Origin of the sequence: Streptomyces mauvecolor, from assembly GCF_039532965.1 — a bacterium.
In the GTDB taxonomy this organism is placed as follows: Bacteria; Actinomycetota; Actinomycetes; order Streptomycetales; family Streptomycetaceae; genus Streptomyces; species Streptomyces violascens.
In genome coordinates this window covers 105,408-119,878 of the sequence record NZ_BAAASQ010000010.1, presented here as the reverse complement: position 1 = coordinate 119,878, position 14,471 = coordinate 105,408, and the positions used below count along the sequence as shown (strand labels likewise).

Annotated in this window: 15 protein-coding genes; 2 read left to right on the top strand and 13 right to left on the bottom strand. The window is 72.8% G+C overall.

What is annotated here, in order from left to right; translation table 11 throughout:
- Nucleotides 1-99 precede the first annotated feature (99 nt).
- From ABD346_RS15520 to tsaB, 4 genes are all read right to left on the bottom strand, one after another.
- Nucleotides 100-351: a hypothetical protein gene (locus ABD346_RS15520; RefSeq protein ID WP_344375295.1), complete on the bottom strand. Its 252-nt coding sequence runs from the start codon at nucleotides 349-351 to the stop codon at nucleotides 100-102.
- Nucleotides 348-1,457, bottom strand: a complete 1,110-nt coding sequence (tsaD, locus tag ABD346_RS15515; protein WP_344375293.1) for a tRNA (adenosine(37)-N6)-threonylcarbamoyltransferase complex transferase subunit TsaD — start codon at nucleotides 1,455-1,457, stop codon at nucleotides 348-350. Before tsaD ends, ABD346_RS15520 begins: the two co-directional genes overlap by 4 nt.
- Nucleotides 1,457-1,930, bottom strand: coding sequence for a ribosomal protein S18-alanine N-acetyltransferase (gene rimI / locus ABD346_RS15510; RefSeq protein WP_189963144.1), 474 nt, complete (start codon nucleotides 1,928-1,930; stop codon nucleotides 1,457-1,459). Before rimI ends, tsaD begins: the two co-directional genes overlap by 1 nt.
- 77 nt (nucleotides 1,931-2,007) lie before the next feature.
- Nucleotides 2,008-2,661 (bottom strand): tRNA (adenosine(37)-N6)-threonylcarbamoyltransferase complex dimerization subunit type 1 TsaB, encoded by a 654-nt coding sequence (gene tsaB, locus ABD346_RS15505; RefSeq protein WP_344375292.1) that lies wholly within the window; start codon nucleotides 2,659-2,661, stop codon nucleotides 2,008-2,010.
- 145 nt (nucleotides 2,662-2,806) lie between these two features.
- Here tsaB and ABD346_RS15500 point away from each other — a divergent pair, with 145 nt between their 5' ends.
- Nucleotides 2,807-3,355: a hypothetical protein gene (locus ABD346_RS15500; protein WP_381225949.1), complete on the top strand. Its 549-nt coding sequence runs from the start codon at nucleotides 2,807-2,809 to the stop codon at nucleotides 3,353-3,355.
- A 36-nt stretch (nucleotides 3,356-3,391) separates the two neighbouring features.
- Here ABD346_RS15500 and ABD346_RS15495 read toward each other — a convergent pair whose 3' ends face one another.
- The 9 genes from ABD346_RS15495 to glmS form a co-directional block, all read right to left on the bottom strand.
- On the bottom strand, nucleotides 3,392-3,568 hold the full coding sequence (locus ABD346_RS15495; RefSeq protein ID WP_344375288.1) for a hypothetical protein: 177 nt from the start codon (nucleotides 3,566-3,568) through the stop codon (nucleotides 3,392-3,394).
- 152 nt (nucleotides 3,569-3,720) lie between these two features.
- A complete protein-coding gene (gene tsaE, locus ABD346_RS15490) occupies nucleotides 3,721-4,230 on the bottom strand; it encodes a tRNA (adenosine(37)-N6)-threonylcarbamoyltransferase complex ATPase subunit type 1 TsaE (RefSeq protein ID WP_344375286.1) in 510 nt (169 codons plus the stop codon).
- Nucleotides 4,199-5,434, bottom strand: a complete 1,236-nt coding sequence (locus ABD346_RS15485) for an alpha/beta fold hydrolase (RefSeq protein WP_344375285.1) — start codon at nucleotides 5,432-5,434, stop codon at nucleotides 4,199-4,201. The genes tsaE and ABD346_RS15485 overlap by 32 nt, the downstream gene beginning before the upstream one ends.
- 15 nt (nucleotides 5,435-5,449) lie before the next feature.
- Nucleotides 5,450-6,598 carry an alanine racemase gene (alr, locus tag ABD346_RS15480; RefSeq protein ID WP_344375435.1) on the bottom strand — a complete coding sequence of 383 codons (1,149 nt, stop codon included), beginning with the start codon at nucleotides 6,596-6,598 and terminating at the stop codon, nucleotides 5,450-5,452.
- 76 nt (nucleotides 6,599-6,674) lie between these two features.
- On the bottom strand, nucleotides 6,675-7,724 hold the full coding sequence (locus ABD346_RS15475) for a L,D-transpeptidase family protein (protein WP_344375284.1): 1,050 nt from the start codon (nucleotides 7,722-7,724) through the stop codon (nucleotides 6,675-6,677).
- Between the two features lie 155 nt (nucleotides 7,725-7,879).
- Nucleotides 7,880-8,389, bottom strand: coding sequence for a hypothetical protein (locus ABD346_RS15470; RefSeq protein WP_344375282.1), 510 nt, complete (start codon nucleotides 8,387-8,389; stop codon nucleotides 7,880-7,882).
- 491 nt (nucleotides 8,390-8,880) lie between these two features.
- A complete protein-coding gene (locus ABD346_RS15465) occupies nucleotides 8,881-10,347 on the bottom strand; it encodes an NAD(P)H-hydrate dehydratase (RefSeq protein ID WP_344375281.1) in 1,467 nt (488 codons plus the stop codon).
- Nucleotides 10,348-10,778: 431 nt separating this feature from the next.
- On the bottom strand, nucleotides 10,779-11,147 hold the full coding sequence (locus ABD346_RS15460) for a holo-ACP synthase (RefSeq protein WP_189963063.1): 369 nt from the start codon (nucleotides 11,145-11,147) through the stop codon (nucleotides 10,779-10,781).
- A gap of 4 nt (nucleotides 11,148-11,151) precedes the next feature.
- Nucleotides 11,152-12,999: a glutamine--fructose-6-phosphate transaminase (isomerizing) gene (glmS, locus tag ABD346_RS15455; protein WP_344375279.1), complete on the bottom strand. Its 1,848-nt coding sequence runs from the start codon at nucleotides 12,997-12,999 to the stop codon at nucleotides 11,152-11,154.
- Between the two features lie 467 nt (nucleotides 13,000-13,466).
- On the opposite strand from glmS, the gene coaA reads away from it, so the two are divergent.
- Entirely contained in the window at nucleotides 13,467-14,456 is a 990-nt protein-coding gene (gene coaA, locus ABD346_RS15450) for a type I pantothenate kinase (RefSeq protein ID WP_344375278.1), read from the top strand.
- The last annotated feature ends 15 nt before the right edge of the window (nucleotides 14,457-14,471 follow it).

The following is a 14,471-nucleotide window of genomic DNA, read 5'->3' as shown; positions in this document are numbered from 1 at the left end:
CCGTTTCAGCCATCACCTGCTCCTAGCTTGATGCCGAAATCGGTTGCGGGGTTGCCTTGAACGATCAGGAAGCGGCACGCGCCGCCCCGGGAAGGCGGCTCAGCCGACCGACTCGAAGCGCCAGCGGTGCACCGGCCTGGCCACCAACTCCCCAGCGGGTTCCGGGAGTTCGGGCAGTTCGGCGTCGTAGGGCGCGTCCCACCAGGTGATGACGAGGACCCGGTCGCCGGGCGCGCGCAGGACCTCGCGGCGCAGTGGCGATGCGGCCACGGTCTGCTCCCGCACCCAGGCGAGGAGCTCGGCGCCACGGCCCTCGGCGGCCCGGGCCTCCCACATCAGCGCGACGGTCATGAGTACAGGTTCTTCTTGCTGACCTCGTGCACATGGTCGTGGTCGTGGGAGTGGGTGTGCGCCTCGCCCGGTACGTGCGGCTCGGTCACCGGGAGCGACGAGTCCGCCGAGAGTTCCAGGTCGGAGGCGGGACGGTTGCGGGCCACCATCTCCGCGCCGAGGGCCGCGACCATCGCGCCGTTGTCCGTGCACAGCCCGGGCCGCGGCACCCGCAGCCGGATACCGGCCCGCTCGCAGCGCTCCTGGGCGAGTGCGCGCAGCCGGGAGTTGGCGGCGACGCCGCCGCCGATCATCAGGTGGTCGACGCCCTCGTCCTTGCAGGCCCGTACGGCCTTGCGGGTCAGCACGTCCACCACGGCCTCCTGGAACGACGCGGCGACATCGCGCACCGGGACCTCCTCGCCCGCGTTGCGCTTGGCCTCGATCCAGCGGGCCACGGCGGTCTTGAGGCCCGAGAAGGAGAAGTCGTACGCCGGGTCGCGCGAGCCGGTCAGGCCGCGCGGGAACGCGATCGCCTTCGGGTCGCCCTCCTTGGCGAGCCGGTCGATGACCGGGCCGCCGGGGAAGCCGAGGTCGAGCACCCGGGCGATCTTGTCGAAGGCCTCGCCCGCGGCGTCGTCGATGGTGGCGCCCATGGGGCGGACGTCGGCGGTGATGTCGGGAGCGAGCAGCAGCGAGGAGTGGCCGCCGGAGACGAGCAGCGCCATCGTCGGCTCGGGCAGCGGCCCGTGCTCCAGCTGGTCGACGCAGATGTGCGAGGCGAGGTGGTTGACCCCGTACAGCGGCTTGTTCAGGGCGTACGCGTACGCCTTGGCGGCCGAGACGCCGACGAGCAGCGCGCCCGCGAGCCCGGGTCCCGCGGTGACCGCGATGCCGTCGAGGTCCTTCGCCGAAATCCCGGCGGTCTTCAGGGCGCGCTCGATGGTCGGCACCATCGCTTCGAGGTGGGCCCGCGACGCGAATTCGGGGACCACGCCGCCGAACCGGGCGTGTGTGTCCACGCTGGAGGCGATGGCGTCGGCGAGCAGCGTCGTACCGCGCACGATGCCGACGCCGGTCTCGTCGCAGGAGGTCTCGATGCCCAGTACGAGCGGTTCGTCAGCCATCAGTCAGTCTCTTCTGTTCCTTGGACGTGTTCCTGGACGTTCAGCCGCATCACGAGCGCGTCGACGTTGCCCGGCTGGTAGTAGCCGCGCCGGAAGCCGATGGGCTCGAAGCCGAAGCGCTCGTAGAGCTTCTGGGCCCGGGTGTTGTCCACGCGCACTTCGAGCAGGACCTCGTCGCACTCGAAGGCGGTGGCGTGCTTGAGCAGATCGGTCAGGAGGCGGGCGCCGAGCCCCGTGCCCCACTGGTCGCGCGCGGCGGCGATGGTCTGCACGTCGGCGAGGTCACCGGCCGCGGCGAGCCCGGCGTACCCCACGAGCCGCCCCTCGGCGTCCTCGGCGACCACATAGCGGCGGGTGGCGCCCGGCCCGCGCGCGTGCGCGAGCTCGGACCAGAACATCCCCGCCGACCAGGCGTCCTCGGGGAACAGCTCGTGTTCGAGTTCGAGCACCGGCGCGATGTCCCACCAGCGCATCTCGCGCAGCGAGGGACGGGAGCCGTCGTGAAGCGGCGTCGATGAGGGGCGGTGGTCGGGCGACGGGCGGGCCTGGGTCACTTGGGGGTGACCACCTTGTAGTTCTTGGGCACCTGCGCGTCCGGCCGGCGCAGGTACAGCGGCGTCGGCGGCAGGAAGGCCGAGCCCTCGGCGAGCTTCTCGGCGGCGAGGGCGGCGAGCGCGCCCGCCGACTGGTACTCGGGGCCGCGCGCCTCGGGGAAGGACTCCGGGTAGAGCAGGGCGCCCGCGCCGACGACGGGCAGGCCGCTCAGCTCGTCCGCGATGTCGGCGGGCCGGTCGACGCCGGGCTCGCCCGTGCGCGTACGGAAGTCGTCGTACCTGGCCCAGTAGACCTCCTTGCGGCGGGCGTCGGTGGCGACCGCGAAGGGGCCCTCGATGCCCGAGGCGTAGGCGAGGCCGTCCAGGGTGCACAGGCCGTGGACGGGGACGCCGAGCACCGAGCCGAAGGTCGCGGCGGTGACCAGGCCGACCCGCAGGCCGGTGTAGGGGCCGGGGCCGACGCCGACGACCAGGTCCGTCACGGCGCCGAGTTCCAGGCCGGCCTCGGCGAGCACCCGGTCGACGGCAGGCAGCAGGAGCTCCCCGTGCCTGCGGGCGTCGACCTGACTGGACTGGGCGACGACGGTGGTGCCGTCGTGCAGGGCGACGGTGACGGCGGGGGTGGCGGTATCAACGGCGAGCAAGAGCACGCGAACAGCCTACGACCAAGGCGGCGGGGGCACGGCGTCCTGCCCAAGCCGTCACGTGCTGCTACCGTCAGCCGCAGGTATGACCGTAGGCATGCACGTACGTACGAAAGGGGAAGTCCAGGTGGCAAGGAGCAGCACGGGGTTCGTGGCCGGGCTGACCGCGGCCGCTCTCGCGGTGGTCGGCTTCCTCGCCTACCAGGCCTCGGCGAGCGCGCCTCCGCGCTCCGCGCTCGCGGCTCCCGGCACCAGCGGGTCCCCGTCCGTGAAGCCGTCGAACGAGCCGCCCGCCGGCTCCCCCGCCAACAAGCCCGACCTCGCGGTGCCGGCGAATTCCGGCACCGGTGTCCGTGTCGTGTACGCGCTCGGCGCGAAGCGGGTGTGGCTGGTGGGCGTGACGAAGACGCCGAAGACGTTCGCGGTCGTGCCGTCCAGCATCAGCCCGAAGCCCGGCACGTACGCCGTGCTCTCGCGGACCGGCGGCAAGATCACCGGCTCGGACGGGGTGATGGTCGAGCACGTCGTGCGGTTCGCCATCAACGAGAACGTGACGATCGGCTTCAGCTCGGCTGTGGACGGCTCGATGACGAGCCCCAAGCCGGACAAGAAGGCCGGCGGGATCCGCATGACGCGGGCGGACGGCAACGCGATGTGGACGTTCGCGACCCGCAACTCGAAGGTCGTCGTCGTCCCGTAGTCGTCCCGGGCCGAGCCCGACAAACACCCGATAGGACTACGCGGCGTCCTGGCGCGCTTCACCCTCGCCGGCCGCCGGGGCGCTCTCGCGCGGCGGGGTCGACACGGCGGTGGCCGCGGCGCACGAGGCGAGCAGATCGTGTATCGACACCCCGAGCGGCACCGGGACGCCCCGCGGGGCCTGCGGCTTCGCTTCGCGTTCCGGCACGGTCATGGCGGCCTCCTGGGGCTGCGGAAGAAGGCGCGGTTAGGTAGACCTAACCAGGTCTCTGTCTCCATGTGACCATGCCCGGTGCGACCGGCGCAACACTTTGCCGACGTCTTGTCGGAATGTACGGCCCGCTCCAGCCGCACCCGGCCGCGGCCTCAGAGACTCTCGACCCCGGCGCCGGCCCAGCGGGGCCCGATTCCGGTGATCGTGACGATCCTGCGGTCGTCGTCGGTCTCACCCACTACGCGGTCGATCAGGACCTGGAGCCGGTCGTCGGACAGCTCCTCGACCTTGCCCTCGCCCCACTCGACGACCACCACGGACTCGGGCAGCGACACGTCGAGGTCGAGGTCCTCCATCTCGTCGAGCCCGCCGCCGAGCCGGTACGCGTCCACATGCACCAGGGCGGGGCCGCCGACCAGCGAGGGGTGCACGCGGGCGATGACGAAGGTGGGGGACGTCACGGCTCCGCGCACGCCGAGGCCCTCGCCGAGGCCGCGGGTGAGGGTCGTCTTGCCGGCGCCGAGCTCCCCGGTGAGCATCACGAGATCACCGGGGCGGAGCAGTTTGGCGATGCGGCGGCCCAACTCCTGCATTTCGGAAGGGGAGTTGAGGGTGAGGCGGGTGCCGGCGTCAGCCGCCGGGCTGCTGTGCGGTGCTTCCATACGTCCCAACGTTAGCGGCCTGCGGCACCGCGCCGACCCGGGCCAGGAGGTCCGCGAGGCGGTCGGTGACCGTCTCGGGGTGCTCCAGCATCACCAGGTGCCCGCCGTCCGGCACGATGACCAGCTCCGCGTCGGGCAGCAGATCGGCGATGGCCTCGCTGTGCGAGCTGGGCGTGACCAGGTCGCGGTCGCCTGCCAGGACCAGGACCGGGACCTCCGCGAAGATCGCCAGGGCGGCCGTCTTGTCGTGCTCGGAGAAGGCCGGATAGAACTCCGCGACCACGTCGATCGGGGTGCTCTCGATCATCCGCTCGGCGAACCGGGCCACCGCCGGGTCGACGTCCTTGGAGGAGAACGAGTAGCGCTTGATCATGCCCGCGAACAGGTCGGCCGTCGCCCGCCGCCCCCGCTCCACCAGCTCGGCCTGCGAGCCCAGCGCCTTGAGCACGCCCGGCAGCACCCGGCGCACCGCGTTGACCCCCGCCACCGGGAGCCCGTAGTTGACCTCGCCGAGCTTGCCGGAGGACGTACCGACGAAGCCGACGCCGACCACGCGGTCCCGGATCAGCTCGGGGTACTGGTCGGCCAGGGCCATGATCGTCATGCCGCCCATGGAGTGGCCGACCAGGACGAGCGGGCCTTCGGGAGCGGCCGCGTCGATGACAGCCTTCAGATCGCGGCCGAGCCGGTCGATGTCGACCGGGATGCCGTCGCGCTGGGCCTTGCCGCGGTCGGAGCGGCCGTGGCTGCGCTGGTCCCAGTGCACCGTGCGCAGCACCCCGCGCAGGGCGGCCCGCTGGAAGTGCCAGGAGTCCTGGCTGAGGCAGTAGCCGTGCGAGAACACCACGGTGACCGGGGCCGGGACCTTGCGCCCGAACAGCCGGCGCTTGCGCGAGCCGTTGGCGCCCGCCTCCGGCTCGACCTCGTCGGTCTCGTAGTAGAGGACCGTGCCGTCGTCGGCGACCGCCCGGCCCGGCATGCCCCGCAGCGATCCGTAGGGCCCGGACGCGTCGAGCGCGAGCCGCGCCTTTCTGCGCATGCCGCGCCCGACGGTGAGGCGCTCTATGGCGACACCCGCCGCCGCGCCCGCCGCGACCACGCCTATCGCGGCCCCCGCGATCCCGGCAAGACGCCAGTTCCCCACCGCCGACTGGGCACCCTGGACCGCGGATACGACGGCGTCCCCCGTGCTGCTCTCGCTCACCGTGCCGCTCCGCTCTTACTCGTCGTCGTCGGAACACTCATTCACGTAGACGCGGGGCACCCGTGAACCGATGCGCGTCACGATCTCGTAGCCGATGGTGTCGGCCGCCCGCGCCCAGTCCTCGGCCGTCGGCTCCCCGTGGTCGCCCGGCCCGAACAGCACGGCCCGGTCGCCCGGCTCGACCCTGTCCCCCTCAAGGTCGACCACGAACTGGTCCATGGCAATGCGGCCCGCCGCGGTACGCACTTTCCCGCCCACCAGAACCGGACCGCGCCCGGAGGCGTGCCGCGGGATGCCGTCGGCGTAACCGAGCGGGACGAGGCCGAGGGTGGTCTCGCTCTTCGTGACGTAGTGATGCCCGTAACTGACGCCGTGACCCGCCGGAACCTGCTTGGCGAGCGCCACCGAGGCCGACAGGGTCATGACCGGCCGGAGCCCCAGCTCGCGCGCGGTGCCGAGCTCCGGCGCGGGCGAGATGCCGTACATGGCGATGCCGGTGCGCACGAGGTCGAAGTGGGACTCGGGGAGGGTGAGCGTGGCCGGGGAGTTGGCGATGTGCCGCACCTCGGGGGTGACGCCCGCCTTCTCCGCGAACGCGGTCATCTCCTGGAACACCGAGAGCTGGGCCGCGATCGAGGGGTGGCCCGGCTCGTCGGCGCAGGCCAGGTGCGACCACAGGCCGGTGACGGTGACCCCGGGGGCGGCGAGCGCCGCGTGGACGAGTTCCGGCCAGTCGGCGGGCTGGCAGCCGTTGCGGCCGAGCCCGGTGTCGGCCTTGAGTTGAATCCTGGCGGTACGTCCGGCGGAGCGGGCGGCGTCCGTCACCTCGCGCAGCGCCCACATCCCACTCACCGAGACGTCGATGTCCGCCTCGACGGCCTCGCGCCAGGGGCCGCCCGGCGTCCACAGCCAGCACATCATCGGGCCCTCGATGCCGGCCGCGCGCAGCGCGAGGGCCTCGTGCGGCGTGGCGGTGCCGATCCACGCGGCGCCCGCCTCCTGCGCCGCCCTGGCACACGGCACCGCGCCGTGCCCGTACGCGTCCGCCTTCACCACGGCCATGAGCTGTGCGCCGGGCGAACAGGCGCGCAGCGTACGGACGTTGGCGCGCAGCGCGCCGAGGTCGATCTCGGCGCGGGCGCGCCCGGCGGGGTACTGAGTCATCGCGGTCATCGCGCCAAGTCTCTCAGAGCGCAGGGGGACTCGGATTGTGCCGCAGGACACATTGGCGGGGGCGGGCTCAGGTGCCCTCGCGGTGCCCCCACACGTAGACGGCGTCGCCCTGGCGCAGGGCGTCCCACAGTTTGCGCGCGTCATCGACGGCGAGGTTCACGCATCCATGGCTGCCGACGGAGGTGTACACGCTGTGGTAGACGGCGTGGAAGGCCTGGCCGCCGTCGAAGAACTGGGCGTACGGCATGGACTGGTGGTAGACCGACGACCAGTGGTTCTTGTGCCGCCAGTAGACCTTGTGCCAGCCGCCCCGGGTGGGCAGCGAGGCCCGCCCACTGCGAATGGGCACAGGACCGAAGGTGATTCTCTTCCCCTCCTGCACCCACATCAACTGCCGCGCCAGATCCACGCAGGCCACCCGCTGCGCCTTCACGGGGCACTGGTGCGCGGCGTTGGGATTCTTGCGCGCGGACAGGAACTGCATCCGGGACCAGGTGACCGGACCGGCGAACCCGATGGCCGGCGAAATCCCCTGCGCCTGCTGGAACTTGCGCACCGCGGCACAGTCGGCGGCGGACTGCCGCCCGTCCACCGTGAGCCCGAGCCACCGCTCGATCTGCTTCTGGTACGGGCCGGCCTTGGCGGTACAGCTGTCGGGCTTGGCGGCGACCTCGCTCTGCGGCACGTACTCGACGAGCCGGTACGCCCCCTCGGGCGCGGCCACCGGTTCGAGCCGGTCCTCGGCGGCGCTGGGCTGGTAGACGAGCGGGGGCAGCGCCTGATCGGGGGTGTCGAGCGGCCCTGCCTGCGAGTCGAGCGCCGTCCCGGGCACGAGGACCTCGGGGATGCCGGGGGCGGCGTTGCCGGGCGCGAGGTCACCGGGGGCGGGCGGAGCGGGCTCGCCGGGGGCGGGTTTGCCCGGTGCGGGGTTGCCCGGTGCGGGCGGGACGGGGGGTGCGGGGACTTCGAGCCGGCGAGGTGGTGGGGGCAGAGGGACGCCGGTACTGGGGGCGGCGGCCCCGAGCGCGAGGGCGGCGGCGAGCACCAGCCCGCAGGCGCCGAGGCTCTGCCGTTTCTTTGATGTTTGGAGCTTTTGCGTATTTTGTTCTTGGTTCATAGGCCCAGAAAACCCCCGGCTCCGGGCGTGTCGCGGAAGCCGCGCGGCGGATGTCACCCGGTGGCGGGGGTTGCCCTGGTGGCGGCGGGCCGCGAGAGGTCCCGCCAGGCCCAGCACGGCCCTCGAAAAATCCGGCCGGGCGGCGGGCCGGACCGTCACCCGCCTGTGGGCGGCCGGGCATCCCGCCAGGCGCAGCACCGGGCCGCGAACTCCTCCACGCTCGCGAAGACCCGGTCCGGGGTGGCGGGCTCCGGCCCGCCGGGGGCCGCGGCGAACGCCGCCGCGAGGGCCGCCGCCTGCACCCCGCCTCCGCGCCCGCCGGCGTATCCGAACTCGGCGAGCGCGCTCCAGAGATCACCGCGGTGCCGCCGCAGGGCCTCGGCGAGGCGCTGCGGGGTGCAGGCCTCACCCGGCACGACGTACGAGGACACCGCGCCCAGCCTCAACAGGCCTGCGCTGCAAGCCAGTTGACCGTCCTCGACGGCGACGACCTCCCTCTCGACCACCGCGATCCGCTCGACGGCCCCGAGGCCGCCGGTCCCGGCCCGGACGACCGCGGTGAGCTCGGCCGCCATGGCCGGGGGCGTGGGGACGAGCACGGTGGCGGGCCCGAGGAGCAGGGCGGCGATGCGGCCGGGTTCGAGGGTGACGTGGGGGTGGTTCATGCGGCCATGAAACCGCCGGGGGCGGTCGAGGGGGCTGAGCACACGCGGGGTGAGCCTGTTCAGCGGGCCGAGGGGCTTGCGCCGTTCGGCCCGCGGGCACCCGGTCGCGCCCGCGCGGCGGAGCCGCACAATGTCGCAGTCCCGCGCCCCTGGCGGGGTTGACCTTGGCGAAGTTGCCCGGCGGGCCTGCCTGGCCGGTCGACGACCAGGGACGCCGGCCCGACTTCGGCCCGTCATGGGGGTCCCCCCTGGCCCTTGGGGCCTTGGGGCCTTGAGGCCTTGAGGCCTTGAGGGAGTCTGAGGACGAGCGCCCTTCAGGCGCGAACGGGGGTCCGGGGGCGGAGCCCCCGAAAGGGGTGCAGGGGACGAAGTCCCCGCGGGGGTCCGGGGCGCAGCCCCAGGAGTCCAGCTCAGCCACCTCCCCCCCCCCCGGAGGCCACGCGGCGGAGCCGCAGAGTGTCACAGCGGGAAGGGGCGGGGTGGGGGGAAACTCACCCGCTCGACGCAGCCACATCCCGCCAGACCCCCGGCACCGCCTCCGCCACCCCATACGCAGTCGCCGGCGCCCCCCGCGAGGCATGGCGGCCGGCCAAGCCATGAAGATAGGCCGCCACCGACCCCGCGTCCCTCGCCCCCAGCCCCGCCGCGAGCAACGACCCCGCAAGCCCCGACAGCACGTCCCCGCTCCCCGCCGTGGCGAGCCAGGACGTACCCGTCGGGTTGACCCGTACCGGGCCATCCGCGTCCGCGACCAGCGTGGTCGACCCCTTGAGCAGCACCGTCGCCCCGTACCGCGAGGCCAGCTCGCGCACCGAGGCCAGCCGCTCCGCCTCGACCTTCTCGCGCGGCACCCCGAGCAGCGCGGCCGCCTCGCCCGCGTGCGGGGTGAGCAGGGTGGCCGCCGGGCGGCCCCGTACCGCATCGGGGTCGAGACCGCGCAGCCCGTCCGCGTCCACGAGGACCGGCACGTCCGAGCCGAGCACCTCATCGACACCAGGACCTTCCCCAAGCTCTCGGCTCCGCTCGAGCAGGGGAGCCCCCAACCCCAGCCCCGGGCCGACCACCCACGCCTGCACCCGCCCGGCCTTCGCGGGCGAGCCGTCCGACACGAGGGTCTCGGGGAAGCGCGCGATGACCGCGTCGCCGCCGGGCCCGACGTACCGCACCGCCCCGGCCCCGCCCCGCAGCGCGCCCGCGACCGCGAGGACCGCCGCGCCGGGATAGCGGGCCGAACCGGCGACGACTCCGACGACACCGCGCCGGTACTTGTCGCTCTCGGCGGCAGGGGTGGGCAACAGATCGGCCACGTCGGCGTGTTGGAGGGCTTCGACGGAGGGGACGGAGGGCAGGTCGAGGCCGATGGGGATGAGCCGGACGGCCCCCGCGTACTCGCGCGCCGGGTCGATGAGCAGCCCCGGCTTGTACGCCCCGAACGTGACGGTCGCGTCCGCCCGCAGCGCCTCGCCGGGCACCTCTCCGGTGCCCGCGTCCACGCCGCTGGGGAGGTCGACGGCGACGACGACGGCGTTGGACCCTCGCGCGGCCCGGGCGAGCGGGATCGCGTCGGGGCGCAGGCCGCCGCGGCCGCCGATGCCGGTGATGCCGTCCAGTACGAGATCGGCGACGGCAAGCACCTCGAAGGGGTCGTCGGCGACGCGGCCGCCGGCCCTCAGCAGCGCCGCCAGGCCTTCGGGGTGGGCGCGGTCCGGGTTGAGCAGCACCGCGCCGACACCCGCGCCCCGGCGGGCCAGGCGGGCCCCGGCGTACAGCGCGTCGCCGCCGTTGTCCCCGCTGCCGACGAGCAGCACGACCCTGACGCCGTAGACCCGGCCCAGCATGTCCGCGCAGGCCGCGGCGAGGCCGGCGGCGGCGCGCTGCATGAGCGTGCCGGGTGGGAGGTGGGCCATGAGCTCGCCCTCGGCGGCCCGAACGGTGTCGACGTCATAGGCAGTACGCATACCGCCCACTCTCCCTCACGCCACCCCTCCCCGCCGTGCCATTCGCGGCTCCGCCGCGTGCCCTTCGGGGTGGACCGGGACTCCGCCCCAGCCCGCGGCGAACTCCCCCACCACCCCCTGTCAGCTTCAGGAGCTGCGCCCCGGGCCCGTTCGCCTCATGTGGGTTCGGCTGCGGACCGTACGTGGTTGCTCGCGCAGTTCCCCGCACCCCTGGCAGGGGCGATGCCGGCCGGCACCGGCATCTTCAGCCCGTCATGGGTCCCCCCTGGCCCTTGAGGCCTTGGGGGAGTTTGAGGACGAGCGCCCTTAAGGCGCGAACGGGGTCTGGGGCGGAGCCCCAGGAAACCCGGCTTCACCCTTACTTCAACCACCGGAGGCCACGCCGCGGAGCCGCAGAGTGTCACAGCGGGAAGGGGCGGGGTAGGGAGAACTCAGCCCTCCGCGATCACCACCGCGGAAGCGACCCCCGCATCATGGCTGAGCGAAACATGCCAATGCCGAACCCCCAGCTCCGCCGCCCGCGCGGCGACGGACCCCCGCACCCGGAGCCGCGGCTGCCCGCTCCCCTCCACGTACACCTCCGCATCCGTCCACAGCAGCCCCGCCGGCGCCCCCAGAGCCTTCGCGAGGGCCTCCTTCGCCGCGAACCGAACCGCGAGCGAGGCGACCCCGCGCCGCTCACCGCTCGGCAGTATCAACTCGCTCTCCACGAACAGCCGTTGGAGCATCGCGGGGGTCCGCTCGATGGACTCCCCGAACCGCTCGATCTCGGCCACGTCGATCCCCACACCAATGATCACGCGCTCACTCCACCGTCACGGACTTGGCCAAATTGCGAGGCTGGTCGACCTCGTTGCCCCGCGCCGTGGCCAGCTCGCACGCGAAGACCTGGAGCGGCACGGTCGACACGAGGGGCTGGAGCAGCGTGGGCGTGACCGGGATGCGGATCAGATGGTCCGCGTACGGTGCCACCGCCTCGTCCCCCTCCTCCGCGATCACGATCGTCCGCGCTCCGCGCGCACGGATCTCCTGGATATTGGAAACGATCTTGTCGTGGAGCACCGACCGCCCCCTCGGCGAGGGGACGACCACAACCACCGGCAGATCCTCCTCGATCAGAGCGATCGGCCCATGCTTCAGCTCCCCCGCCGCGAACCCCTCCGCATGCATGTACGCCAGCTCCTTGAGCTTGAGCGCGCCCTCCAGGGCGACCGGGTAGCCCACGTGCCGGCCGAGGAACAGCACCGTGTCCTTGTCGGCGAGCGAGCGCGCCAACTCCCGTACGGGCTCCATGGTTTCGAGGACGCGGTCGACCTCGGTGGCGATCGCGGCGAGGTCGTGGACGACGGCCCGGATCTCGTCGCCCCACTTGGTCCCGCGCACCTGGCCGAGGTACAGCGCGACGAGGTAGCAGGCCACCAGCTGGGTGAGGAAGGCCTTCGTGGAGGCGACGGCGACCTCGGGGCCGGCGTGCGTGTACAGGACGGCGTCCGACTCGCGCGGGATCGTCGACCCGTTGGTGTTGCAGACCGCGAGGACCTTCGCGCCCTGCTCGCGGGCGTGCCGCAGCGCCATCAGGGTGTCCATGGTCTCGCCGGACTGCGAGATGGCGATGACCAGCGTGCGCTGGTCGAGAATCGGGTCCCGGTAGCGGAACTCGCTGGCCAGCTCCGTCTCGCACGGGATCCGCGTCCAGTGCTCGATGGCCAGCTTCGCGATCATTCCCGCGTGGTAGGCGGTGCCGCACGCCACGATGACGACCTTGTCGACCTCGCGCAGGACGGAGTCGGGGATGCGCAGCTCGTCCAGGGTCAGCGAGCCCGCCGCGTCGATCCGGCCGAGCAGTGTGTCGGCGACGGCCTTGGGCTGCTCGGCGATCTCCTTGAGCATGAAGTAGTCGTAGCCGCCCTTCTCGGCGGCGGAGGCGTCCCAGTCGACGTGGTACGCCCGGGTCTCGGCCGGCGCGCCGTCGAAGTCGGTGACCACCACGCCGTCCCGGCGCAGCTCGACGACCTGGTCCTGGCCGAGTTCGATGGCGGAGCGGGTGTGCGCGATGAAGGCGGCGACGTCCGATGCGAGGAAGGCCTCCCCCTCGCCGATGCCCACCACGAGCGGCGAGTTGCGCCGCGCGCCCACCACGACGTCCGGCTCGTCGGCGTGCACCGCGACCAGCGTGAACGCGCCTTCGAGCCGTCGGCACACCTGTCGCATGGCCTCGGCCAGGTCCTCGGCCGAGGAGTGGCACTCGGCGAGGAGGTGGGCGACGACCTCGGTGTCCGTCTCGGAGTCGAGCTGGTGGCCGCGCTCGGCGAGCTCGGCCCGCAGCACGGCGAAGTTCTCGATGATCCCGTTGTGTACGACGGCGACCCGCCCGGCGTTGTCCAGGTGCGGGTGCGCGTTGTCGTCGGTGGGCCCGCCGTGCGTGGCCCACCGGGTGTGCCCGATGCCGGTCGAACCGGCGGGCAGCGGCGCCTCCAGGAGCGCCTTCTCCAGATTGACCAGCTTCCCGGCCTTCTTCGCCGCGGCGAGCCCGCCGTCCGCGAGGACCGCGACGCCCGCGGAGTCGTATCCGCGGTACTCGAGCCGCTTGAGCCCCGCCACGACGACGTCCAGCGCCGACTGCCCGCCTACGTAACCCACGATTCCGCACATAGAAACCCCTCCATGGCCGCCCGACCAGCGACTCAAGGTGTCACTTACCGCCCCTGGCACCCTCTGGGGGCCGGTGGGGAGTGCCAGCTCCCACCGACCCACGCATCGAGCGCTTCGAGGCCACGAGTGCCCGAGTCCGGCCTCACGCGCGGGTACGTTCGCGTCCGTTCCCGTACGTACGCGGCGTGAAGGCCGGGTCCTCATGACCGAGCCACCTTGCCACGAGAACCGGCGACCGCCCGCTTCCAACACCGTCGCGGGGCAGGTGTGGCGCAGAACAAGCAGCCCGACGCGTGCCGCCGCGCCGCCGGGCACGGCGTGCGCACGCGCGGGACCCGGGCGGGTCTCGGCGCATCGTCGCCGCGGGCGCGGCGAGGGCCCGTAAGCAGGGCCGCCGTTTCATGCCCTGCGGCCCACGTGACCCACCCCACCCCCCACGCACGTCATACAGCCGCAACAATGGACCTGTGATCACTTCGCCGCCACGGAGCGCCCACCGCAAGCCGGAGACGACTCCCTACGTGGACCTCACCCGCGCAGAGTGGAGCGCCCTGCGCGACAAGACGCCGCTGCCGCTCACCGCCGACGAGGTCGAGCGGCTGCGCGGGCTCGGTGACGTCATCGACCTCGACGAAGTGCGCGACATCTATCTGCCGCTGTCCCGGCTGCTCAACCTGTACGTGGAGGCCACCGCCAATCTGCGCGGCACCCTCAACACGTTCCTGGGCGACGCGGGCAACGGGCACGGCACCCAGCGCGGCACCCCGTTCGTCATAGGGGTGGCGGGGTCGGTGGCCGTCGGGAAGTCGACCGTGGCCCGACTGCTCCAGGCGCTGCTCGCCCGCTGGCCCGAGCACCCCCGCGTCGAGCTGGTCACCACCGACGGCTTCCTGTACCCGATGGCCGAGCTCCAGCGCCGCGGCCTGATGTCCCGCAAGGGCTTCCCCGAGTCGTACGACCGCCGGGCGCTGACCCGGTTCGTCGCGGACATCAAGGCGGGCAAGGACGAGGTCACCGCGCCCGTCTACTCGCACCTGATCTACGACATCGTGCCGGACGAGCGTCTCGTGGTGCGCCGCCCGGACATCCTCATCGTCGAGGGCCTCAACGTCCTGCAGCCCGCCCTGCCCGGCCAGGACGGCCGCACCCGGGTCGGCCTCGCGGACTACTTCGACTTCAGCGTGTACGTGGACGCGCGCACCGAGGACATCGAGACCTGGTACCTCAACCGCTTCCGCAAGCTGCGCGAGACCGCCTTCCAGAACCCGTTCTCGTACTTCCGCAAGTACACCCAGGTCTCCGAGGAAGAGGCCCTCGACTACGCCCGGACGACCTGGCGCACCATCAACCGGCCCAACCTGGTGGAGAATGTGGCCCCCACGCGCGGCCGGGCCACGCTCGTCGTCCGCAAGGGACCGGACCACAAGATCCAGAAGATCTCGCTCCGCAAGCTCTGAATACGCGCAAGCCCC

Excerpts from the sequence above, each read along its gene's own strand:
- ABD346_RS15465 (WP_344375281.1), bottom strand. The coding sequence starts at position 10,347 with ATGCGTACTGCCTATGACGTCGACACCGTTCGGGCCGCCGAGGGCGAG.
- tsaE (WP_344375286.1), bottom strand. The coding sequence starts at position 4,230 with ATGGAAGCACCGCACAGCAGCCCGGCGGCTGACGCCGGCACCCGCCTC.
- ABD346_RS15475 (WP_344375284.1), bottom strand. The coding sequence starts at position 7,724 with ATGAACCAAGAACAAAATACGCAAAAGCTCCAAACATCAAAGAAACGG.
- ABD346_RS15470 (WP_344375282.1), bottom strand. The coding sequence starts at position 8,389 with ATGAACCACCCCCACGTCACCCTCGAACCCGGCCGCATCGCCGCCCTG.
- alr (WP_344375435.1), bottom strand. The coding sequence starts at position 6,598 with ATGACTCAGTACCCCGCCGGGCGCGCCCGCGCCGAGATCGACCTCGGC.
- tsaD (WP_344375293.1), bottom strand. The coding sequence starts at position 1,457 with ATGGCTGACGAACCGCTCGTACTGGGCATCGAGACCTCCTGCGACGAG.
- ABD346_RS15520 (WP_344375295.1), bottom strand. The coding sequence starts at position 351 with ATGACCGTCGCGCTGATGTGGGAGGCCCGGGCCGCCGAGGGCCGTGGC.
- glmS (WP_344375279.1), bottom strand. The coding sequence starts at position 12,999 with ATGTGCGGAATCGTGGGTTACGTAGGCGGGCAGTCGGCGCTGGACGTC.
- rimI (WP_189963144.1), bottom strand. The coding sequence starts at position 1,930 with ATGCGCTGGTGGGACATCGCGCCGGTGCTCGAACTCGAACACGAGCTG.
- ABD346_RS15495 (WP_344375288.1), bottom strand. The coding sequence starts at position 3,568 with ATGACCGTGCCGGAACGCGAAGCGAAGCCGCAGGCCCCGCGGGGCGTC.